The organism is Bradyrhizobium sp. 134 (assembly GCF_023074155.1).
Lineage (GTDB): Bacteria > Pseudomonadota > Alphaproteobacteria > Rhizobiales > Xanthobacteraceae > Bradyrhizobium.
On record NZ_JADPKX010000034.1, the window covers coordinates 600,481 to 621,509 of the forward strand.

Genomic DNA, 21,029 nt, shown 5'->3' on the forward strand with positions numbered 1-21,029 from the left:
CGAGAGACTAACCCGCTGGACCCGCATCCTCCATGATCGGGCCGAACAGCTCCCAGCGTTCGCCGTTGAACTTCATCATCTGCATCTGCTTGTTGACGCGGTAGTCGTTCGGCCCGGTGTTGATCTTGATGCCGGGCAGCGCGAAGCTCGGGGTGAAGTCCTTGATATTGGCGACCTGCTTCATCACGTTCTCACGCGACAGGTCGTCGCCGCACTGTTTCAGAACTTGCGTCAGCAATTCGGCGACGGAATAAGCATAGGTGTTGACGGTGTTGAGCTTGTCGCCTTCGGGGAAATACTTGTCCATGAAGGCGAAGAACGCTTTCACGCCCGGATCGTCCTTCCACTGCGGATCGCCGGGCTCCTTGCCGTATTGGGTCGATATGATGCCCTTGGAGATCTCGAGGCCGGCCGGCTTCAGCGTCGCCGAGATCGGGCTCGCGTTGATGTCGAGAATGTGCACCGGCGTCCAGCCGAGCTCGGCAACCTTCTTGATCGCCTGCGCCGCGAACTTGGGTGTCGAGGCATCATAGAAAAGATCGGCGCCCAACGACTTCAGCTTGACCACCTGCGAGTCCACCGTGGGATCGGTGACCTCGTAGGAGACTTCGCCGACAATCATGCCGGCGGCCTTGTCACCGAGACCGCTCTTGAGGCCGGCGAGATAGTCTCGGCCCATGTCGTCGTTCTGATAGAGCACGCCGATCTTGGCGCTCGGATGCTCTTTGAGGATGTACTTGGCGTAGATGCGCCCCTCGGACACGTAGTTGGGATTGTAGGCGATGGTCCATGGATAGTTCTGCGGATCGTTGAAGCGCGCGGCGCCGGTCGAGGCCAGCAGTTGCGGGATCTTCTTGCCGTTGAGATACTTTTGCACGGCGGCGTTCGCGGCCGTGCCGATGATCTGGAAGGTGAAGAGCACCTCGTCGCCTTCGACGAGCTTGCGCACCTGCTCGACAGTCTTCGGCGGCGAATAGGCATCGTCATACTGGATCAGATTGATCTTGCGGCCGTTGATGCCGCCCTGATCGTTGATCATCTTGAAGTAGGCGGCCTGGGTCTTGCCGATATTGGCATAGACGGAATAGGCGCCGGAGAACGGCACGGTCTGGCCGATCTTGATCTCGGTGTCGCTCGCGCCGGTGTCGTATTTCTTCTGGGCGAGAGCTTGGTTGGCGGAGAACGCGAAGGCGAGCGCCGCCGTGGCAGTGATGAAGGCTCTGCGATTGCTCATGTGGGGTTGTTCCTCCTGACGGAATTTCCGGCCGACGGTCTTGTCCCGTTGATTGCCAACGGTCGCCATCGCTGTCGGAGATTGTGGAGGAACGGCAGGCGACGCGCAAGGATCGCGGCGCCGCGCTATGGCGTCTCAGGCCAGGAACAACGCTAACAGCGCGAGCGCCGCCGGTAGCGCCTGCACCATCAGGATGCGCGTGCTGACGGTCGCTGCGCCATAACCGCCGGCCACGATCACGCAGAGCAGGAAGAATGCCTTGATCTGGAACGCGAAGGCCGGATTGCCGTGCACCAGCCCCCAGACCAGGCCGGCGGACAGGAAGCCGTTATAAAGCCCCTGGTTGGCGGCCAGCACCTTTGTGGTCGCTGCCTTCTCCGGCGTGTTGCGGAAAACCTTCAAGCCCTGCGGCTTGTCCCAGAGAAACATCTCCAGGATCAGAAAGTAAGCGTGCAGTGCGGCGACCAGCGCCACCAGGATATTCGCGATCCAGACCAAGTTGAGCTCCCCCAGCGTCAGCTTTCGGGTGGACGCTAGCCGGCCGGCGTGGCAATTGCGATGGCGTGTTTCGATGCCATGGTGCCGCAATGCCCGCGCGACCGACCAAATCACCTGCAAGCTTCGGCCTCGATCGGCTGGCGACCCCGATCGGGATTGCGCTGCTGGTCACCGACGCTGCGGGCACCTTGCGCGCGCTCGACTGGGCGGATTACGAGCACCGCATGCGCGAGCTCTTGCGCCTGCATTACGGTGTGGTGGAGTTGCGTGACCAGCCCGCGCCCGCAGCCATGCGGACTGCGCTGTCGGATTATTTCGACGGCGATCTCGGCCAGCTCTCAGGCATCGCCTGGCGCATCGCCGGCACGCCGTTCCAGCAGAAGGTCTGGAATGCGTTGGCGCAAATTCCTGCCGGCACCACGATGAGTTACGGCGCGCTCGCCGCCAGGATCGACATGCCCAAGGCCATTCGCGCCGTCGGCCATGCCAACGGCTCCAATCCGATCAGCGTGGTGCTGCCGTGCCACCGTCTGATCGGCGCCGATGGTTCTCTGGTGAAGTACGGCGGCGGCCTCGAGCGCAAGCGCTGGCTGCTGCGGCATGAAGGCGTGGCGGTCGCCCGCCTAAGAATGTGTTGAGCAATCGGTGGCGCTGTGCCTGAAGCTTCGGATGTGGACCCGGGCGAGCCCTGGCCGACTTTCGACGTCCGGCGCGATGATGATGATTCAGCCCGAAATGACCAGAAAGTCACGCCGCCGGCTGAACCGCCTTGTCGCCGGCCATCACGTGGGTCAGCGCGCTCTTGATCGCGGCCTGGCGTGTCGGCGCGCTGATCTGTGCGCCCAGGAGATCGGTGACGTAGAACACGTCGCGGGCGCGCTCGCCGAAGGTCGCGACATGGGCTGAGGCGATGTTGAGGTTGAGCTTCGAGATCGCGGTGGTCAGCTCGTAGAGCAGGCCGGGCCGGTCGAGGCCGGACATTTCGATCACTGTGTAGCGGTCGGACCATTGGTTGTTGATGGTCACTTCCGGCTCGATCACGAACGGCCGCGCCTTGCCGCGCACGGTGCGCCGCGCCACCACCTCGGGCAGACGCAGCTTGCCTTCCAGCACGTCCTCGATCATCTCGCCGATGCGCGTCGCGCGCCGTCCCTCGTCCTCGTCACGGTCGTATTCCCTGGAGATCGAGATCGTGTCGAGCGCGCGGCCATCGGTCGTGGTGTAGATCTGGGCGTCGACGATGTTGGCGCCGGCCGAGGCGCAGGCACCCGCGATGATCGACAGCAGCCAGGGATGGTCGGCGGCGAAGATGGTCAGCTCGGTGACGCCGCGCACCTCGTCGAAGCCGACATTGATCGCGAGCTTGTGGCCGGCCTGCTCGCTGGCACGGACGAAGCGCGCGTGCCGGATCTTGCGCGGCAGCTCGACCTTGAGCCAATAGGCCGGATAGTGCCGGCCGATATAGGCGTCGAGCTCCTCCGCCGGCCATTCCGCGAAGGCGTTACGGAATTCGGCGTATGCGGCCGTGAGGCGCTTGCCGCGGTCAACCTCCGAGAAGCCGCCCGTCAGAACCGGCTCCGTCTCGTAGTACAGCGAGCGCAAAAGCTGCGCCTTCCAGCCATTCCAGACGCCTGGACCGACGCCGCGGATGTCGGCGGTGGTCAGGATCGTCAAGAGCTTCATCTGCTCGACCGACTGCACCACGGCGGCGAAATTCTCGATGGTCTTGCGGTCGGAGAGATCGCGCGACTGCGCGACCGTGGACATCGTCAGATGCTCCTCGATCAGCCAGGCCACGAGTTCGGTGTCGGCCGGACTGAAGCCGAGCCGTGGGCAAAGCCGTCGCGCCACCTTGGCGCCGGCGATCGAGTGGTCCTCGGGCCGACCCTTGGCGACGTCGTGCAGCAGCGTCGCGATGTAGATCACGGAGCGATGCTCCGGCCGGATCTTGCGCATCAGGTCGCTTGCCACCGCGAATTCCTCGATGCCGCCGCGTTCGATGTCCTGGAGGAAGCCGACGCAGCGGATCAAATGCTCGTCGACGGTGTAGTGATGATACATGTTGAACTGCATCATCGAGACGATCTTGCCGAAGGCGCGGATGAAATGGCCGAGCACGCCGGTCTCGTTCATCCGCCGCAGCACGATTTCCGCGTTGTCGGATGTCAGGATCTCCATGAACAGCCGGTTGGCTTCGGGATTCTCGCGCATCTGCGCGTTGATCAGGCCGAGCGAGCGCGTCACGTCGCGCATCGCGTCCGGGTGGAAGGCGAGATTGTTCTTCTGCGCCAGGCGGAAGATGCGGATCAAATTGACCGGATCGTGCTTGAACACGTCGGGCGCGGCGACGTTGATGCGGTTGTTGTCGACGATGAAGTCGTCGCTGTCGGGCACCCGCCGCTTCACCGCGGTGGGGCGAAGCCGCGCCATCATCCGGCTCAGCACCGGCGCGGGCTTGGCCTGCTGGTCCTCGAGCTTGGCGCAGAGGATGGCGGTGAGATTGCCGACTTCCTTGGCGACCAGGAAGTAGTGCTTCATGAAGCGTTCGACGTCCTGCATGCCGGGATGCGAGGTGTAGCCGAGCCGGACCGCGATCTCGCGCTGGAGGTCGAAGGAGAGGCGCTCTTCAGGGCGACCGGAGTAAAAGTGAAGATTGCAGCGCACCGACCAGAGGAAGTCGGCGCAGCGGCGGAAGGTGCGGTATTCCTGCGCGTCGAACACGCCGCGGTCGACCAACTCGTCGGTGTCGCTCACGCGGTAGACGTATTTCGCGATCCAGAACAGCGTGTGCAGGTCGCGCAGGGCACCCTTGCCGTCCTTGACGTTGGGTTCGACCAGATATCGCGATTGGCCGCCGCGGCGATGCCGCTCCTCACGCTCGGCGAGCTTTGCGGTGACGAACTCGGACGCGGTGCCTTGCACGACTTCCTTGTCGAAGCGGGCGACCAGCTCGTCATAAAGCGGCCGGTCGCCAGTAAGGAAGCGCGTCTCCAGGATCGCGGTGCGGATGGTCATGTCGCCGCGCGCCTGCCGGATCGACTCGTCGACCGAGCGCGTGGCGTGACCGACCTTCAGCCCCATGTCCCAGAGGCAATAGAGAATGGCCTCGGCGACCTGCTCACCCCAGGCGGTCTGCTTGTAGGGCAGGATGAAGAGCAGATCGATGTCGGACTCGGGAGCCATCAGGCCGCGGCCATAGCCGCCGGTCGCCACCACTGCCATGCGCTCGGCACCGCTCGGGATCGGCGAGCGGTAGAGATGACGAGTTGCCGCCGAATACAGGATGCGGATGATCTCGTCCTGCACGTGGCACAGCCGCTCGGCGCAGCGCCGGCCGTGACGGTCCTTCAGCAGGATCGTCTGTGCCGCAGCGCGCGACGCAATCAGCTCGGCCTTGAGCAGTTGCGCCATGGCCGTGCGGAACGCGTCCTCGCGTCCCTGGTGCTTCTCGGCAAGCGCATCGACCGCGGCGGTGATCCGCGCGGTGTCGAAGCGATCGTCCACCTCGGCCTTCTGCTCAGTCGCAACGCTGTCCATGTCTCACCGGATATAAGAGGCGGCCGGCCCTGTCACCCGCCATTCTCTCGCAATAGTCGTTCCATGCTGGAAAGGTGCGGCTTTGGGCAAAGCTGTTCTCAGCCGGCGCGCTTTCGAGGGATGGATTTTCTCGTTGACCTCTAGACATAACTCATTGAAAAACAATGAAGTTTTGAGGAGGCCGGGCATGATCAGGATTACACGACGCATACTGTTGGCGGGAGCGGTCGCTCTCGCAATGTCCCCCGTGGCGCGGGCGGCGGATCCGCTCAAGGAAATCCGTATCGACTGGGCGACCTATAATCCGGTGTCGATGGTCCTGAAGCAGAAGGCGCTCCTGGAAAAAGAGTTCGCCAAGGACGGCATCACCGTCACCTGGGTGCAGTCGGCCGGCTCCAACAAGGCGCTCGAATTCCTCAACGCCGGTTCGATCGACTTCGGCTCGACCGCGGGCTCGGCGGCGCTGGTCGCCCGTATCAACGGCAACCCGATCAAGTCGATCTACGTCTATTCGCGGCCCGAATGGACGGCGTTGGTGACATCAAAGGATTCCAAGATCGCTAATGTTGTCGACCTCAAGGGCAAGCGCGTCGCGGTAACGCGCGGCACCGATCCGCACATCTTCCTGGTGCGCGCGCTGCTTGGCGCAGGTCTCACCGAAAAGGACATCACGCCGGTGCTGCTCCAGCACGCCGACGGCAAGACCGCGCTGATCCGCGGCGACGTCGATGCGTGGGCCGGGCTCGATCCGATGATGGCGCAGGCCGAGGTCGAGGAGGGCGCGAAACTGTTCTACCGCAAGGCCGACGCCAACACTTGGGGCATCCTCAATGTGCGCGAGCAGTTTTTGAAAGACTATCCGGACGCCGCCCGCCGCGTGCTCGCGGTGTACGAAGAGGCGCGCAAATACTCGCTGGCGAATTACGACGAGCTCAAGAAGACCTTCATCGCCGTGACCAAGCTGCCGGAACCTGTCGTCGACAAGCAGCTCAAGGAGCGCACCGAGCTGACCCACAGCCGCATCGGCGCGCCCCAGCGCGAGTCGATCCTCGCCGCAGGCCTCGCCCTGCAACAGGCCGGCGTGGTCGATGCCAAGGTCGATGTGAAGGCGACGCTCGATGCTCTGATCGATGACCAGGTCCCGCTGCCGACGAATTAAGGTGCTCTTTCCCTCCCCCCTTGTGGGGGAGGGTGCCTCGCGAAGCGAGGCGGGTGAGGGGTATCTTTCCTCACGATCGGTATTGCGAGCCGAGAGAATCCCTCATCCGGCGCCATAGCCGACGCGAAGCGTCGGCGTTCTTTTAAGGACGGCGGCTGAAGGTCGCCTATGCCACGTTCTCCCACAAGGGGAGAAGGGAAAAGCAGCGGAGGGCGCGGCAAGAGTAGTGTTGCATTCCCTGACGAGACGCGCTTCCTACCGGCCATGATCTCTGAGGCGCCAGTCCTGCAACAGACCACGGAACCGGCCGAAAGCGCCGCCGCGCCTTCGTGGTTGTCGCGTTATGCGTGTCCATTGCTGGGTGTGTTGCTGCCGCTGACCCTCGCGCTCGGTTGGGAGTTCCTGGTCTGGCGCGGCTGGTCCAATGGCCGGCTGGTGCCGCCGCCCTCGCGCGTGTTCGCCACCATCGTTGATCTTGCCCGCTCCGGCGAGTTGGTCCGTCACATCGCCGCGACACTGTGGCGCGTTGGTCTTGGCTTTGCGTTCGGCGTGGTCGCGGGCACCTTGCTCGGCGCCATATCCGGCTATTGGTCGCTGGCGCGGCGGCTGCTCGATCCGACCGTGCAGGCGCTGCGCGCTATCCCCTCGCTGGCCTGGGTGCCGCTGTTCATTCTCTGGCTCGGCATCTTCGAGACCTCGAAGATCGCGCTGATCGCGGTCGGCGTGTTCTTCCCGGTCTATCTCGGCGTGATGGGCGCGATCCTCATCGTCGATCGCAAGATCGTCGAGGTCGGTCGCACCTTCCGTCTCTCTGGACCTGCCATGATCCGGCGGATCCTGCTGCCTGCGGTGCTGCCGGCCTATGTCGTGTCCTTGCGCGTCGGTCTTGGTCTGGGCTGGATGTTCGTGGTGGCGGCCGAGCTGATCGGCGCGTCCGAAGGCCTCGGCTATCTCCTGCTCGACGGCCAGCAGCTCGGCAAGCCCGCGCAGATCCTCGCCGCCATCGTGATCTTCGCGATCCTCGGCAAGCTCACGGACTGGTTGATCGAGATCGCGGCTGCGCCCTTCCTGCGCTGGCAGGACGCCTTCGGGCGTACGGTGGGAGCATAAGGCGATGCTGGCGCTCGACCGGGTCAGCAAGACCTATCCCAACGGCGTGCAGGCGCTGGCGCGCTTCTCCGCCGAGATCAGGCAAGGCGAGATCGTCGCCATCATCGGCGGCTCGGGCTGCGGCAAGTCCACGCTGCTGCGCGCCATCGCCGGCCTCGACCGCGCAAGCTCGGGCGCGGTGACGCTCGACAACGAGGCGATCGCCGCGCCGCATGCCAAGATCGGCATCATCTTCCAGGAGCCGCGGCTGCTGCCCTGGCTCAGCGTCGCCGATAATATCGGCTTCGGTCTTGCCGATGGGCCCGCGACCGAGCGGCGTGAAAAGGTGGCGCGTGCGCTCGAGCGTGTCGGGCTGGCCGAAAAGGCGCAGGCGTGGCCGCGCGAGCTCTCGGGCGGGCAGGCACAGCGCGTCGCGATCGCCCGCGCGCTGGTGCCGCAGCCCGAGGTGCTCTTGCTCGACGAGCCGTTCTCGGCGCTCGACGCTTTCACCCGCCGCGACCTCCAGGATCATCTGCTCGATGTCTGGGCCGACACGCGGCCGACGCTCATCCTCGTCACGCATGACGTCGACGAGGCCGTGGTGCTGGCCGACCGCGTGCTGGTGATGCGGCCGCGGCCGGGCCGGCTGTTCGACCAGATCGAGATCAATCTCGGCCGGCCGCGCGACCGCAATTCGCCGCTGTTCGAGAATTTCAAGCGGAGTGTGCTGACGTCACTCGACCGTTCGCTCGACCGCAGCGTGCCCGACCGTGACGCAACCCAGGGTCCCGGTCAGGCCATGTGGTGGTGACAATTTCGCTCCGAGCCGGTACATCGCAAGCCGGTACTTCGTAGAGACGATTTTCCCGGGAGAGACAAAATGGACGCCGCAGCACTGCGCCAGATGCAGGCCCCGATCAAGGAGCGCTACAAGACCGACCCCAAGACCGCGATGATCACGTTGAAGGCCAAGGGCTCGACCGACAGCGAGGGCATCGCCTGCAAGGTCGAGACCGGCCGCGCCATCGCAATGGCCGGCCTGCATCCCGCGACCGGCGGCTCCGGCCTGGAGCTTTGCTCCGGCGACATGCTGCTGGAGGCGCTGGTCGCCTGCGCCGGCGTCACGCTGAAATCCGTCGCGACCGCCATCGAGGTGCCCTTGAAGACCGGCAACGTCTACGCCGAGGGCGATCTCGATTTCCGCGGCACGCTCGGCGTCGACAAGGAGACGCCGGTCGGCTTCGCCGAGATACGCCTGCGCTTCGACGTCGACACTGATGCGCCGCAAGACAAGCTCGACCTGCTGCTCAAGCTCACCGAGCGCTATTGCGTGGTCTATCAGACCATCAAGAACGGCCCGAAGGTCTCGGTGTCGATGCAGCGGATGTAGCGAGCGAAGGCCGCTCGCTCGCCCAACAATTCGTGTCGTCTCGGCGAAGCCCGGGACGACAAAAGAAAAAAATGTCCCCCGAGCTCCACTTCATCCTCATCCTCGTTCTGCGCATGATGGTCGCGGCGGCGTTCGTCGTGACGGCTTCGATCATCACCGAGCGCTCAGGGCCGGTGATCGGCGCGCTGGTCGCGACCTTGCCGGTTTCGGCCGGGCCATCCTACGTCTTCCTCGCGCTCGACCACGATGCCGCCTTCATCGCGCAGGGCGCACTGTCGAGCTTGCCGGTCAATGCAGCGACGATCTTCATGTGCGTTACCTATGTGGTGCTGGCACAGCGGCGCAGCCTTCTGGTGAGTTGCGGAAGCGCGGTCGCGGTCTGGATCGTGTTCGCATCGATCATCAAGCAGTTCGACTGGTCGCTCACCGCCGGGCTCGCCGCCAATCTGATCGCGTTCGGCATCTGCATTCCGCTGCTCGCGGGCTATCGCCACGTGAAGATGCCGCTGGTGACGCGGCGTTGGTATGACGTGCCGATGCGGGCATTGCTGGTGGCGACGCTCGTCGCCATCGTCGTCTCGACATCGAGTTCGGTCGGCCCCCGCATCAGCGGCATCATCGCGCTCTACCCGGTCGTGTTCACCAGCATCATGGTGATCCTGCATCCGCGCATCGGCGGCCCTCCGACTGCTGCGGTGCTGGCCAACTCCGCCTGGGGTCTGCTCGGATTCGGCATGGCAATCGCGGTGTTGCACGTCGGCGCCGCCAATTTCGGCTCCGCGATCGGGCTCTGCATGGGGCTTGCGACCTGCGTCGTTTGGAATCTGACGCTGTGGTGGAACGGGCGAAGGAAGCGATTGGCGCATTAGGCTCGTCATAGCGAGGAGCGAAGCGACGAAGCAATCCAGACTGCCGCCGCGAAGAGATTCTGGATTGCTCCGCTCCGCTCGCAATCACGATTGCGGAAGGACCGCTCACTGCTTCGGCAGCTTGGCCTTCAAAGCATACAGCGCATCGAGCGCTTCGCGTGGCGACATCTCGTCCGGATGTAGCGCCTTCAGCGCGTCCATCAGCAGTTCGGCCTCGCTCAGTGGGGCGGCTTCTGCGGCGGCGCGCGAGGGCACTGCGAACAGCGGCAGATCGTCGGCGAGCGCGCGTGCGGTCTGGCCGCGGTCCTGAGCTTCCAGCTTCGCCAGTACCGATTTGGCGCGCGTGATCACGGCCGGCGGCAGGCCTGCGAGCTTGGCGACCTGGATGCCGTAGGAGCGATCGGCCGAGCCTGGCAACACCTCGTGCAGGAACACGACGTTGCCCTGCCATTCCTTCACCCGCACGGTCGCGTTGAACATCCGCGGCAGTTTTGCGGAGAGGGCGGTCAGTTCGTGGTAATGCGTCGCGAACAGCGTGCGGCAACGATTGCTCTCGTGCAGATGCTCGATCGCGGCCCAGGCGATCGAGAGGCCGTCGAAGGTCGCGGTGCCGCGGCCGATTTCATCGAGGATCACGAGCGCGCGCTCGCCGGCCTGGTTCAGGATCGCGGCCGTCTCGACCATCTCGACCATGAAGGTGGAACGGCCGCGGGCGAGATCGTCGGCGGCGCCGACACGCGAGAACAGGCGGTCGATGATGCCGATCCGCGCCCGTGTCGCCGGCACGAAGCTGCCGATCTGGGCAAGCAACGCAATCAGCGCGTTCTGGCGCAGGAAGGTCGACTTACCGGCCATGTTCGGACCGGTCAGCAGCCAGAGCTGGCCGGATTTTTGCGCAGGGCCCGGCGAGAGGTCGCAGGCATTGGCGATGAACGGCTCGCCATTGCGCTTCAAGGCCTGCTCGACCACCGGATGACGGCCGGCCTCGATGGCAAAGCCGAGAGACAAGTCCACCTCGGGCCGCACATAGGTCTCGTCGATCGCCAGCTTGGCAAGCGACGTCGCGACGTCGAGCAGCGCAAAGGCGTGGGCGGCGGCGCGCAGCTCCTCGCTGATTGCCAACGCCTTGGTGCAGAGCCGCTCGAAAATTTCGAGCTCGAGCCCGAGTGCGCGGTCGCCGGCATTGGCGATCTTGGCTTCGATCTGCCCCAGTTCCGAGGTGGTGAAGCGGACCTGGCCGGCCAGCGTCTGGCGGTGGATGAAAGTCGCGTTCAGCGGCGCCGACATCAGCTTGTCGCCGTGCTGCGCGGTAACTTCGACGAAATAGCCGAGCACGTTGTTGTGCCGGATCTTGAGACCCTTCACACCGGTGTTGTCGGCGTAGCGCGCCTGCATCGAGGCCACCACCAGGCGCGAGGCGTCGCGCAGGTTTCGCGTTTCGTCCAGCGCAGGCTCATAGCCCTGGCGAACGAACCCGCCGTCGCGCTTGATCAGCGGCAGTTGATCGTCGAGCGCCCGGGCGAATTCCGCCGCGAGCTCGCGCGACGGTCTTTGCAGCGCCGCCATCACCGCGGCGATCTCCTGCGGCGGCTGGTCGAGTTCGCCAAGCCGCGTCAGCACCTGGTCGGCGGCGATGATGCCGTCGCGCAGGCCGGCGAGGTCGCGCGGCCCGCCGCGGCCGACGGATATACGGGCCAGCGCCCGCGACATGTCCGGAGCGCCGCGCAGGATGCTGCGGATGTCCTCGCGCGCGGCCGAGTCGGCAACGAAGCTGCCGACGGCATCGAGCCGCCGCGCAATCGCCGCCGCATCGGTCAGCGGCGCGGCAAGCCGCTGCGCCAGCAGGCGCGAACCGGCCGAGGTCACCGTGCAGTCGATCGCATCGAGCAGTGAGCCGCGGCGTTCTCCGGCCAGCGTCCGCGTCAGTTCGAGATTGGCGCGAGTGGCGGGATCGATCGCCATGGTCGCACCCGAGGCTTCACGCGCTGGCGGCGAAAGCGGCGGATGCTTGCCGACCTGGGTGCGGTCAACATAGGTGACGGCAGCGGCGGCAGCAGTGGCTTCCAGCCGCGTGAGCTGCGACAGTCCGTCCATGGTCGCGACGGCAAAATAGTCGCACAGCCGCTTCTCGGCGGTGGCGCCGTCGAAGACGTCGCGGGTCAGCGGCGTCACCGCCGGCAGCTCGCGCAGGGTCTGTCCGAGCTCGCTATCGTTATAGAGTGCGTCGGTGACGATCACCTCGTTCGGATTGATGCGCGCGAGCGTGGCGGCGAGTTCGCCGCCCGAACATTCCGTCACCATGAATTCGGCGGTCGAGATGTCGATCCAGGCGAGGCCAAAGCGGTCACCGCCCGCCGATGAGCGCGCGCGCGCGAGCGCCAGCAGGTAATTGTTGGCGCGCGCGTCGAGCAGCGTGTCCTCGGTCAGCGTGCCCGGCGTGACCAGGCGCACCACGCCGCGGCGCACGACGCTCTTGTTGCCGCGCGCCCTGGCGGCGGCGGGATCCTCGGTCTGCTCGCACACTGCGACCCGGTGGCCGCCGGCGATCAGCCGGTGCAGATAATCCTCGGAGCGCTCGACCGGCACGCCGCACATCGGGATATCGGCGCCTTGATGTTTGCCGCGCTTGGTCAGCACGATGCCGAGTGTCCTGGAGGCGATCTCTGCGTCCTCGAAGAACAGCTCGTAAAAGTCGCCCATCCGGTAGAACAGCAAGAGGCCCTGATGCGCCGCCTTGATTTCAAGGTACTGTTCCATCATCGGCGTGACGCGCGCGGCGGCTTCCGCCTGCGGGGCGGCCGCTTCGTCGGGGGGCGGCACTGGGATCGGCTGTTGCATCGTCATGGGCGGCGCAACCTACAAAATTTCACCCCGCGCTCCTATCGCTTTGGCCGGGGAGGGGAGGTTTTCCACGTTGTCCGCACCGCGGCATGCGCAACTCGCGTGCGCACCCCTCGGAACACGGGCGTATCGGTCAATTGACCTGCCGCGGGCGCCCTCCTAAAACTCCGTCGACATTGAAGAATTTAGGCCGGATCGCGGCATTCAGGGAGAACAACGATGCGTGACGTCTTTATCTGCGATGCCGTGCGGACCCCCATCGGTCGTTTTGGCGGCTCGCTCGCCAAGGTGCGTGCCGACGACCTTGCGGCGGCCCCGATCAAGGCTCTGATGGCCAAGCACCCCAATCTCGATTGGGCACAGGTTGACGAGGTCTTCTTCGGCTGCGCCAACCAGGCCGGCGAGGACAACCGCAACGTGGCACGCATGGCGCTGCTGCTTGCGGGTCTGCCGGATTCGGTTCCGGGCCAGACCCTGAACCGGCTCTGTGCCTCCGGCCTCGATGCGGTCGGTGCCGCCGGCCGCGCCATCCGTTCCGGCGAGATCGAGCTTGCGATTGCCGGCGGCGTCGAATCCATGACGCGCGCGCCCTTCGTGATGGGCAAGGCGCAGGAAGCGTTCTCGCGCTCGGCTGAGATCTTCGACACCACGATCGGCTGGCGCTTTATCAATCCGCTGCTGAAGGCGCAGTATGGCGTCGACGCGATGCCCGAGACCGGCGAGAACGTCGCCGAGGAATTCCAGGTCTCGCGCGCCGATCAGGACGCCTTCGCGATCCGCTCGCAGCAGCGCGCGGGTGCCGCGATCGCGGCCGGCTATTTTGCGGAGGAAATCACCCCGATCACCATTCCCGGCGGCAAGGCCGGCCCTGTGACCGTCGACAAGGACGAGCACCCCCGCCCCGAGACCACGCTCGAAGCCCTGACGAAGCTCAGGCCGATCGTGCGCAATCCCGGCACGGTGACCGCCGGCAACGCCTCCGGCGTCAATGACGGCGCTGCCGCGATGATCCTGGCGTCCGAGGCTGCCGTGAAGAAGCACGGCCTGACGCCGCGCGCGCGCATCCTCGGCCTCGCCTCGGCCGGCGTGCCGCCGCGCATCATGGGCATCGGCCCGGTGCCGGCCACCCGCAAGCTGATGGAGCGTCTCGGCAAGAAGATCAGCGATTTCGACCTGATCGAGCTCAACGAAGCCTTCGCCTCGCAGGGTATCGCCTGCATGCGCCAGCTCGGCGTTGCCGACGATGCCGACTTCGTAAATCCGCATGGCGGCGCGATCGCACTCGGTCATCCCCTCGGCATGAGCGGCGCGCGCCTTGCGCTCACCGCCGTGCACGGCATGGAGAAGCGCGGCGGCAAGCTGGCGCTCGCCACCATGTGCGTCGGCGTCGGCCAGGGCGTTGCCGTCGCGATCGAGAAGCTGAACTGACGGGACGGGTAGCGTTCCGTCATCCCGGAGCCGGGTGCCCCAGACTCGTCATGGCCGGGACAAGCCCGGCCATGACGCAAGGTGAGGGGAGCATCCCATGATCATCGCGCGCGAGCAGGACGTCACGGCCGCGGCATTGGCGGTGATGGAGCACACGTCCGATCCCCGGCTGCGCCAGATCATGGTCTCCCTGGTCAAGCATCTGCACGGTTTTGTTCGCGACGTTCGCCTGACCGAGAAGGAATTCCGCGACGCCACGGCTGTGATCGCCGAACTCGGCAAGCTCTCGACCGACACGCATAATGAGGTCGTGCTGATGGCAGGCTCGCTCGGCGTCTCGCCGCTGGTGTGCCTGCTGAACAATGGCGATGAAGGCAACACGGAAACCGACCAGTCGCTGCTCGGACCGTTCTGGCGGTTGAACTCGCCGCGGGTGGAAAATGGCGGTTCGATCGTCCGCTCCGAGACACCGGGCGCGCCGCTGTTCGTCAACGGCCGCGTCGTGGACAAGGACGGTCGCCCCGTCGCCGGCGCCGAGGTCGACGTCTGGCACGCGTCGCCGGTTGGTCTCTATGAAAATCAGGACCCCGAGCAGGCCGACATGAACCTGCGCGGCAAGTTTACGACCGACCAGGACGGAGCCTTCTCTTTCCGCTCCGTGATGATGGTCGGCTATCCCATTCCGACCGAGGGCGTGGTCGGCCGCCTCCTGGAGGCGCAGAGCAGGCATCCCTATCGTCCAGCGCACCTGCACGCGTTGGTCTTCAAGCCCGGATTCAAGGTGCTGATCTCGCAGGTCTACGACCCCGCCGATCCGCATATCGATAGCGACGTGCAGTTCGGCGTGACGAAGGCACTGGTCGGCAAGTTCCTGCGGCGTGACACGCCACATCCGACCGAGCGCGACGTCGCGACGCCCTGGTATTCGCTCGACCATGTCTACCGGCTCGAAGCCGGCGAGGCCGTCCTGCCGCGTCCGCCGATCAAATAGGGCGCAAAGCCGCTTCCCCCAATTAGTTATATCCTATAATGATTGGCGGAAGCGTAGACCGGTCGGAAAAGGGCCGGGGGAGGAGTTCGCCAATGACATTCATCTATCCCGTCGACAGCAACACGGCGCATCCGTTGCCGCTGTCGCCCGAGTACAAGAGCTCGATCAAGCGCGCGCCGAACAAGCCATTGATCCCGATGCGCCATACGCTGTCGGAGCTGACCGGCCCGGTCTACGGCCACGAGACCGTGCGCAAGGGCGACAACGACCTCACCACCCAACACACCGGCGAGCCGCTCGGCGAACGCATCATTGTGCACGGCCATGTGCGCGACGAGGACGGCCGGGGCGTGCCGAACTCGCTGGTCGAGATCTGGCAGGCGAATTCCTGCGGCCGTTACGTTCACGTCCGCGACCAGCATCCGGCGCCGCTCGATCCGAACTTTACGGGCGCCGGCCGCACCGTGAGCGACGCCGCCGGTTACTATCGCTTTGTCACGATCAAGCCTGGCGCCTATCCCTGGGGCAACCATCACAACGCCTGGCGTCCCGCACACATCCATCTCTCGGTGTTCGGCCATTCCTTCGTCACGCGTCTCGTGACGCAGATGTACTTCCCAGCCGATCCGCTGTTCCCGTTCGATCCGATCTTCAATTCGGTGCCGGACGAAAAGGCGCGGGCGCGGATGGTGTCGTCGTTCGATCTCGAGAACACCCAGCCCGAATGGGCGCTGTGCTACCGCTTTGACATTGTGCTGCGCGGCAAGAACGCCACCCCTATGGAGAACCATTAAGTGCAGGACAATGGGATCACGCCGTCGCAGACCGTCGGCCCGTTCTTCAAATACGGCCTGACGCCGACCGGCGAGTATGCCTGGAACGATGCGTTCACCAACTCGACCCTGACGCCCGACGTCACCGGCGATCGCGTCCGGATCGAGGGCCGCGTGTTCGACGGCGATGGCGTCGTTGTGCCTGATGTCATGCTGGAGATCTGGCAGGCCGACGCGCAGGGGCGCTTTGCCGATCCGCAGGACAAACGCGCGCTGCCGAATGCGAGCTTCCGCGGCTTTGCCCGCTGCGGCACCGACAAGGACGGCAATTATTCCTTTGAAACCATCAAGCCGGGTGCGGTGCCCGATCCCGACGGCAAGCCGCAGGCACCGCATATCCTGCTTGCGGTGTTTGGCCGCGGCATGTTGCGACATCTCTACACCCGCATCTATTTCAGCGACGAGGCCGGCAATGCCGCCGATCCCGTGCTGGCGGTGGTGCCGGCCGACCGCCGCGCCACGCTGACCGCCGTGCGCGAGGCCGGCAAGCCGGTTTACCGGCTCGATCTGCGGCTTCAGGGCGACAACGAGACGGTGTTTTTCGACGTCTGATCCCAGCCTCGTCCCGGACAGGCGGAGCGCCGATCCGGGACGACAGCGGAGGACGGGCCTGATTTCGCTGCCCGAAACCGTTCACCTGACGCCGTTTCCCGTATTTTTCCGGAGTTCGTGCGATGCAATTTCCGCGGGATGCAATCCCGTGTTTACCGTAATCCTTTAGGGTCCGTGGGATTCAGCGCGGCCCATTGGATTGTTCCATGAAAATTCGCCTTTCGCTTTCTTCCGCAATCATTGCTTTCGGCATCGTTCTGGCGATCGGTTTCACCGCCGTGGTCTCCACCAGCCTTTACGCCTTGAAAGAGCTCAAGGTCGGCGGCCCGCTCTATTCCGACATCAAGCTCGGCAATGATCTCATCGCCGACATCCTGCCGCCGCCGGAATATGTGATCGAGGCCTATCTCGAGGCCACGCTCGCCATGCGCGAGCCCGACCAGCTGGCGGCCCATGGCGAACGCCTGGTCCAGCTCCGCAAGGACTACGACGAGCGCAAGGCATTCTGGGTCACCTCCAGCCTCTCGGCCGACCTGAAAACGGCTCTGGTGTCGAAATCCGACGCCGAGGTGCAGAAGTTCTGGAAGCTGTTGTCCGACCAGCTCCTCCCCGCACTCAAGGCCAAGGACACGGCCGCTTCCGAGCGCGCCTACGCGCAGCTCAAGGACGCCTACAGCGCGCACCGCGCCGTCATCGACAGCATCGTCGAGAGCGCCAACAAGCAGAATGCCGACATGGAGAAGCTGGCCGCGGACCGCGACAGCTCCATGCTTTATATCCTCCTCGGCGTCTCCACCGCCGTCCTCGCCTTCATTGCGGCGGGCCTGCTCGGCGTCGCCCTCGGCGTGATGCGCCCGATCGTGCGCATGACCAGCACGATGCAAAAGCTCGCAACCGGCGATCTCGCCGCCGACATCCCTTTCGCGCACCGGCAGGACGAAGTCGGCTCGATGGCGGGCGCACTCCTGGTGTTCAAGCAGGCGGCGATCGAGAATTCCCGCCTGCGCGAGGAGCAGTTGCAGAAGGCGCAGGAGGCGGCGCTCGCCAAGCGCGGCGCCCTGCACCGGATGGCCGAAACCGTCGAGCGCGAGACCGGCCGCTCGGTCGACACCGCGAGCGCCGCGACGCAAGGTGTGGAGCGTGCCGCCTCCAGTCTGTCCGAGATCGCAAGGTCGCTCTCGACACAATCGCAGGCGGTCGCAGCCGCCTCCAACCAGGCTCTCGGCAGCTCGCAGACCGTCTCGGCAGCAGCTGAAGAACTCAGTGCTTCGATCCGCGAGATCGCAACCCAGGTCGCGCGGACCAGCACGGTGACGAAATCGGCGGTCGCCGGTCGGGAACAGGCGCGCTCGACCATCCAGACGCTGGCCGGATCGGTGAAGAAGATCGCAGAGGTCTCCGACCTCATCGGCGGCATCGCCGGCCAGACCAATCTGCTGGCACTCAACGCCACCATCGAGGCGGCGCGCGCCGGGGAGGCCGGCCGTGGCTTCGCGGTGGTCGCCGCCGAAGTGAAATCCCTCTCCGACCAGACCGCCAAATCCACCGAGGAGATCGCGCGGCTGATTGCCGAGATCCAGGCCTCGACGCAGGCCGCAGTCGATGCCGTCGAAACCATGGGAGGCCACATCGTCGAGATCGACGGCGTTGCCACCTCGGTTGCCGCCGCGATGGAAGAGCAGGACGCGGCGACGCGAGAGATCACGCGGTCGATCTCCGAATCGGCTTCCGCGGCCAAGGAGGTCTCGGCCAAGATCGGTGATGTCAGCCGCGACGCCGCCTCCGTGAACGAGCGCGCCGCGGAGGTCAGACAGGCGATCGCCGGCATGGCGGCCAATCTCGAACAGCTCCGGTCGGTCGTGGTCCGGACGGTGCGCGACTCGACAGCGGCGGCTTGAGTCGGGGCGCGGGGTCGTTCGCTGGCGCCTGCGGCCGTGATCGTGCAGTGTGACGCGGGACAGGGGCATCGTGGTTATGACACCTCCACAATTGCCAGCGGTCGTTGAGCCCGCCCAGCTGACGGCAGCGCTGCGCAGGAGTGGCGTACTGGACGCGGGCGCAGTGCGCGAAGTGAAGGTGCTGCATCAGCACCCGGCCATGGTGTCGCAGGTCATCCGCCTTGGGCTGCGCTATGTCGGGGAATCCGCCGGGGCACCGCCCTCCGTCATCCTCAAGATGCCGCATCCGACCTACGCCAAGGCGTTGGCCAATTCCGGTCGGCAGGAAGTGGCCTTCTACACTCATCTTGCGCCGAATATGCCGTCGCAGATCGTGCCGCGCTGCTACGATGGTCATTTCGACGAGGAGAGCCAGGACTGGCATCTGCTGCTCGAAGATCTCACCGACAGCCATGACGTTGCAGCTGACTGGCCATTGCCGCCCTCACGCGATCAGGCGATGGCGATCGTAACGGCGCTCGCCCGCTGGCATGCGTCTTGGTGGGACCATCCGGGTCTCGGCGACACCATCGGCACCTGGATGAGCCTTGATGATACGGCGAGTCTGATAGAGACATTCGCCGGCCATTACGACCGCTTCGCCGATTTGCTTGGTGATCGCCTCAGTGAGGAGCGGCGAACCCTGTATCGGCGCTTCATCGACAAGGCCGAGCAACTGTTGCAACGCTACCATTCACATCGCCATGTGACCATCGCTCACGGCGATGCCCATACCTGGAATTTCCTGCTGCCACGCGCGGGCATCGCTGACGCTGTGCGCATTTTCGATTTCGATCATTGGCGCATCAACGTTCCTACCCACGACCTTGCCTATATGATAGCGACGCAATGGTATCCAGAGCGCCGGCAGGCGCTCGAACGCCCGCTGCTCAATCGCTATCACGAGATGCTGATGGCGCACGGTGTCAGCGGCTACACGCGCGGCGCGCTCGACCAGGACTATCGGCGGTCGGTGCTGTGGCACATCGCCAAGCCAGTCTGGCAGTGGAGCATCAACATCCCGCCGGTGATCTGGTGGAATAATCTGGAGCGGGTGATGATGGCGGTCGAGGATCTGGGCTGCGAGGAGCTTTTGGGGTAGGGACGACGGCATCACTCCATCACCGCATGTTCCGGCCCCGCTGCCTGCTTGCGCAGGGTGGCCTTGGTCGAGCCGATCAGCAGGGCGAGCGGGATGGTGCAGAGGATGAAGAACATCACCAGCTCGTAGTCGTGCGCGAAGGCGATGATCTGCGCCTGCACGCTGACCATGCGATCGGCCATGGCGCGGCCGGCGTCGGTGGAGAGATTGATCATGCCGCTGACGCTCGGCATCTGGAGCGCGTGGTTGAACGGGTTGATGTGTTCGGACAGGATCGCGTAGGTCCGCCGCGTGCCCTGCGTCAGCTGGGCGATGACGACGGAAATGCCCACTGAGCTCGCGACGTTGCGCATCAGGGTCAGCATCGCGGTGCCGTCGGTGCGCAGCTCATTCGACAAGGTCAGGAACGCCACCGTCGATAGCGGCACGAAGACGAGGCCGAAGCCGAAGCCCTGGATGACGCTGACGGTCACGATCTCCGGCACCTGGGTCAAATCGGTCCAGCCGGTCATCTGGAACAGCGAGCCCGCGGTCAGCGTCAGGCCGGTGATGATCAGCGTGCGGGCCTCGACATAACGCATCATGCGGCCGACCAGCATCATGGCGAAGAAGGTGCCGAAGCCGCGGCTCGCCAGCAGCAGGCCCGCGGTGATGATGGGATAGCCGATCACGTTCTGCATGTAGGGCGAGGCCAGCGCCATGGTCGAGAACAGCACGAGACCCATCACGACCATGAACATGCAGCCGGTGACGAAGTTGCGATCCCTGAAGAGCGCGAAGCGGATGAACGGCGTCGAGGTCGTGAAGGAGTGCGCGATGAAGAAGTAGAAAGCGACGGCTGAGACGATGAACTCGGCAAGGATCTCACCCGATTCGAGCCAGCCCAATTGCTCGCCGCGGTCGAGCGCGAGCTGAAGCGAGCCGATCGCGACCGCCAGCGCCGCGAAGCCGAACCAGTCGAACCTGAGACTGAGATCCTTCCGGGTCTCGTCCATGAAGATGATCAGCCCGATCACGGTGATGGCGCCGAACGGCAAATTGACGAAGAACACCCAGTGCCAGGAATAAGTCTCGGTCAGCCAGGCGCCGAGCGAGGGACCCATGATCGGCCCCATCATCACGCCCATGCCCCAGATCGACATCGCCTTGGCGCGTTCCTGGAGCGTGTAATAGTCGAGCATCACCGATTGCGACAACGGCACCAGGGCCGCGCCGAACACGCCCTGCAACAGGCGGAACAGCACCATCTGGTTGATGTCCTGCGCAAGCCCGCACAGCACCGATGCCATGGTGAAGCCGGCCGAGCAGATGATGAAGATGCGCTTGCGGCCGAAGCGGTTGGCGATCCAGCCCACCGGTGCCGTCATGATCGCGGCGGCGACGATGTAGGAGGTCAGCACCCAGTTGATCTGGTCCTGCGAGGCCGACAGCGTGCCCTGCATGTAGGGCAGGGCGACGTTGGCGATGGTGGTGTCCAGCGCCTGCATGATCGTTGCCGTCATGGCGCAGATCGTCACCATGTTCCGGCGCAGGCCGGGAACCATAAGGGCGGGATTGGACTCCGCCATA

General features: G+C 64.9%; 17 protein-coding genes. 12 read left to right on the forward strand and 5 right to left on the reverse strand.

The features are described from left to right. Positions 1–7 precede the first annotated feature (7 nt). Together IVA75_RS12500 and IVA75_RS12505 are read right to left on the reverse strand one after the other, a co-directional pair. A complete protein-coding gene (locus IVA75_RS12500) occupies positions 8–1,234 on the reverse strand; it encodes an ABC transporter substrate-binding protein (protein ID WP_247285187.1) in 1,227 nt (408 codons plus the stop codon). 135 nt (positions 1,235–1,369) lie between these two features. After that, on the reverse strand, positions 1,370–1,732 hold the full coding sequence (locus IVA75_RS12505) for a DUF1304 domain-containing protein (protein WP_247285188.1): 363 nt from the start codon (positions 1,730–1,732) through the stop codon (positions 1,370–1,372). Between the two features lie 89 nt (positions 1,733–1,821). Here IVA75_RS12505 and IVA75_RS12510 point away from each other — a divergent pair, with 89 nt between their 5' ends. Beyond that, positions 1,822–2,370, forward strand: a complete 549-nt coding sequence (locus IVA75_RS12510) for a methylated-DNA--[protein]-cysteine S-methyltransferase (protein WP_247285189.1) — start codon at positions 1,822–1,824, stop codon at positions 2,368–2,370. Between the two features lie 109 nt (positions 2,371–2,479). Here the strand turns inward: IVA75_RS12510 and IVA75_RS12515 are convergent, their stop codons facing one another. Beyond that, positions 2,480–5,269, reverse strand: a complete 2,790-nt coding sequence (locus tag IVA75_RS12515) for a [protein-PII] uridylyltransferase (RefSeq protein ID WP_247285190.1) — start codon at positions 5,267–5,269, stop codon at positions 2,480–2,482. A gap of 187 nt (positions 5,270–5,456) precedes the next feature. Between IVA75_RS12515 and IVA75_RS12520 the strand changes: the two genes are divergently transcribed. The 5 genes from IVA75_RS12520 to IVA75_RS12540 all read left to right on the forward strand — a co-directional run bounded on the left by IVA75_RS12520 (position 5,457) and on the right by IVA75_RS12540 (position 9,776). After that, on the forward strand, positions 5,457–6,428 hold the full coding sequence (locus IVA75_RS12520) for an aliphatic sulfonate ABC transporter substrate-binding protein (RefSeq protein WP_247285191.1): 972 nt from the start codon (positions 5,457–5,459) through the stop codon (positions 6,426–6,428). A 264-nt stretch (positions 6,429–6,692) separates the two neighbouring features. Beyond that, positions 6,693–7,538, forward strand: coding sequence for an ABC transporter permease (locus tag IVA75_RS12525; protein ID WP_247285192.1), 846 nt, complete (start codon positions 6,693–6,695; stop codon positions 7,536–7,538). A gap of 4 nt (positions 7,539–7,542) precedes the next feature. After that, entirely contained in the window at positions 7,543–8,328 is a 786-nt protein-coding gene (locus IVA75_RS12530) for an ABC transporter ATP-binding protein (RefSeq protein ID WP_247285193.1), read from the forward strand. Between the two features lie 69 nt (positions 8,329–8,397). Continuing rightward, a complete protein-coding gene (locus IVA75_RS12535) occupies positions 8,398–8,907 on the forward strand; it encodes an OsmC family protein (RefSeq protein WP_027566043.1) in 510 nt (169 codons plus the stop codon). 71 nt (positions 8,908–8,978) lie between these two features. Next, positions 8,979–9,776, forward strand: coding sequence for a hypothetical protein (locus IVA75_RS12540; protein ID WP_247285194.1), 798 nt, complete (start codon positions 8,979–8,981; stop codon positions 9,774–9,776). A 105-nt stretch (positions 9,777–9,881) separates the two neighbouring features. Here the strand turns inward: IVA75_RS12540 and mutS are convergent, their stop codons facing one another. Beyond that, a complete protein-coding gene (gene mutS, locus IVA75_RS12545; protein ID WP_247285195.1) occupies positions 9,882–12,620 on the reverse strand; it encodes a DNA mismatch repair protein MutS in 2,739 nt (912 codons plus the stop codon). Positions 12,621–12,836: 216 nt separating this feature from the next. On the opposite strand from mutS, the gene pcaF reads away from it, so the two are divergent. The 6 genes from pcaF to IVA75_RS12575 all read left to right on the forward strand — a co-directional run bounded on the left by pcaF (position 12,837) and on the right by IVA75_RS12575 (position 19,460). Continuing rightward, on the forward strand, positions 12,837–14,045 hold the full coding sequence (gene pcaF / locus IVA75_RS12550; RefSeq protein WP_027566040.1) for a 3-oxoadipyl-CoA thiolase: 1,209 nt from the start codon (positions 12,837–12,839) through the stop codon (positions 14,043–14,045). Positions 14,046–14,142: 97 nt separating this feature from the next. Continuing rightward, a complete protein-coding gene (locus tag IVA75_RS12555) occupies positions 14,143–15,036 on the forward strand; it encodes a dioxygenase (protein WP_247285196.1) in 894 nt (297 codons plus the stop codon). 92 nt (positions 15,037–15,128) lie between these two features. Beyond that, positions 15,129–15,830 carry a protocatechuate 3,4-dioxygenase subunit beta gene (pcaH, locus tag IVA75_RS12560; protein ID WP_247285197.1) on the forward strand — a complete coding sequence of 234 codons (702 nt, stop codon included), beginning with the start codon at positions 15,129–15,131 and terminating at the stop codon, positions 15,828–15,830. Then, positions 15,831–16,421: a protocatechuate 3,4-dioxygenase subunit alpha gene (pcaG, locus tag IVA75_RS12565; protein WP_027566037.1), complete on the forward strand. Its 591-nt coding sequence runs from the start codon at positions 15,831–15,833 to the stop codon at positions 16,419–16,421. It abuts the gene before it with no gap. Positions 16,422–16,627: 206 nt separating this feature from the next. Further along, a complete protein-coding gene (locus IVA75_RS12570) occupies positions 16,628–18,319 on the forward strand; it encodes a methyl-accepting chemotaxis protein (RefSeq protein ID WP_247285198.1) in 1,692 nt (563 codons plus the stop codon). 49 nt (positions 18,320–18,368) lie between these two features. Continuing rightward, a complete protein-coding gene (locus IVA75_RS12575) occupies positions 18,369–19,460 on the forward strand; it encodes an ecdysteroid 22-kinase family protein (RefSeq protein WP_247285199.1) in 1,092 nt (363 codons plus the stop codon). Positions 19,461–19,471: 11 nt separating this feature from the next. Here the strand turns inward: IVA75_RS12575 and IVA75_RS12580 are convergent, their stop codons facing one another. Continuing rightward, complete coding sequence (locus IVA75_RS12580; RefSeq protein ID WP_247285200.1) at positions 19,472–21,028, reverse strand: MDR family MFS transporter; 1,557 nt, start codon at positions 21,026–21,028, stop codon at positions 19,472–19,474. Between the last annotated feature and the right edge of the window lies 1 nt (position 21,029).

Excerpts from the sequence above, each read along its gene's own strand:
- IVA75_RS12500 (WP_247285187.1), bottom strand. The coding sequence starts at position 1,234 with ATGAGCAATCGCAGAGCCTTCATCACTGCCACGGCGGCGCTCGCCTTC.
- IVA75_RS12510 (WP_247285189.1), top strand. The coding sequence starts at position 1,822 with ATGCCCGCGCGACCGACCAAATCACCTGCAAGCTTCGGCCTCGATCGG.
- IVA75_RS12515 (WP_247285190.1), bottom strand. The coding sequence starts at position 5,269 with ATGGACAGCGTTGCGACTGAGCAGAAGGCCGAGGTGGACGATCGCTTC.
- IVA75_RS12520 (WP_247285191.1), top strand. The coding sequence starts at position 5,457 with ATGATCAGGATTACACGACGCATACTGTTGGCGGGAGCGGTCGCTCTC.
- IVA75_RS12525 (WP_247285192.1), top strand. The coding sequence starts at position 6,693 with ATGATCTCTGAGGCGCCAGTCCTGCAACAGACCACGGAACCGGCCGAA.
- IVA75_RS12530 (WP_247285193.1), top strand. The coding sequence starts at position 7,543 with ATGCTGGCGCTCGACCGGGTCAGCAAGACCTATCCCAACGGCGTGCAG.
- IVA75_RS12535 (WP_027566043.1), top strand. The coding sequence starts at position 8,398 with ATGGACGCCGCAGCACTGCGCCAGATGCAGGCCCCGATCAAGGAGCGC.
- IVA75_RS12540 (WP_247285194.1), top strand. The coding sequence starts at position 8,979 with ATGTCCCCCGAGCTCCACTTCATCCTCATCCTCGTTCTGCGCATGATG.
- mutS (WP_247285195.1), bottom strand. The coding sequence starts at position 12,620 with ATGACGATGCAACAGCCGATCCCAGTGCCGCCCCCCGACGAAGCGGCC.
- pcaF (WP_027566040.1), top strand. The coding sequence starts at position 12,837 with ATGCGTGACGTCTTTATCTGCGATGCCGTGCGGACCCCCATCGGTCGT.
- IVA75_RS12555 (WP_247285196.1), top strand. The coding sequence starts at position 14,143 with ATGATCATCGCGCGCGAGCAGGACGTCACGGCCGCGGCATTGGCGGTG.
- pcaH (WP_247285197.1), top strand. The coding sequence starts at position 15,129 with ATGACATTCATCTATCCCGTCGACAGCAACACGGCGCATCCGTTGCCG.
- IVA75_RS12570 (WP_247285198.1), top strand. The coding sequence starts at position 16,628 with ATGAAAATTCGCCTTTCGCTTTCTTCCGCAATCATTGCTTTCGGCATC.
- IVA75_RS12580 (WP_247285200.1), bottom strand. The coding sequence starts at position 21,028 with ATGGCGGAGTCCAATCCCGCCCTTATGGTTCCCGGCCTGCGCCGGAAC.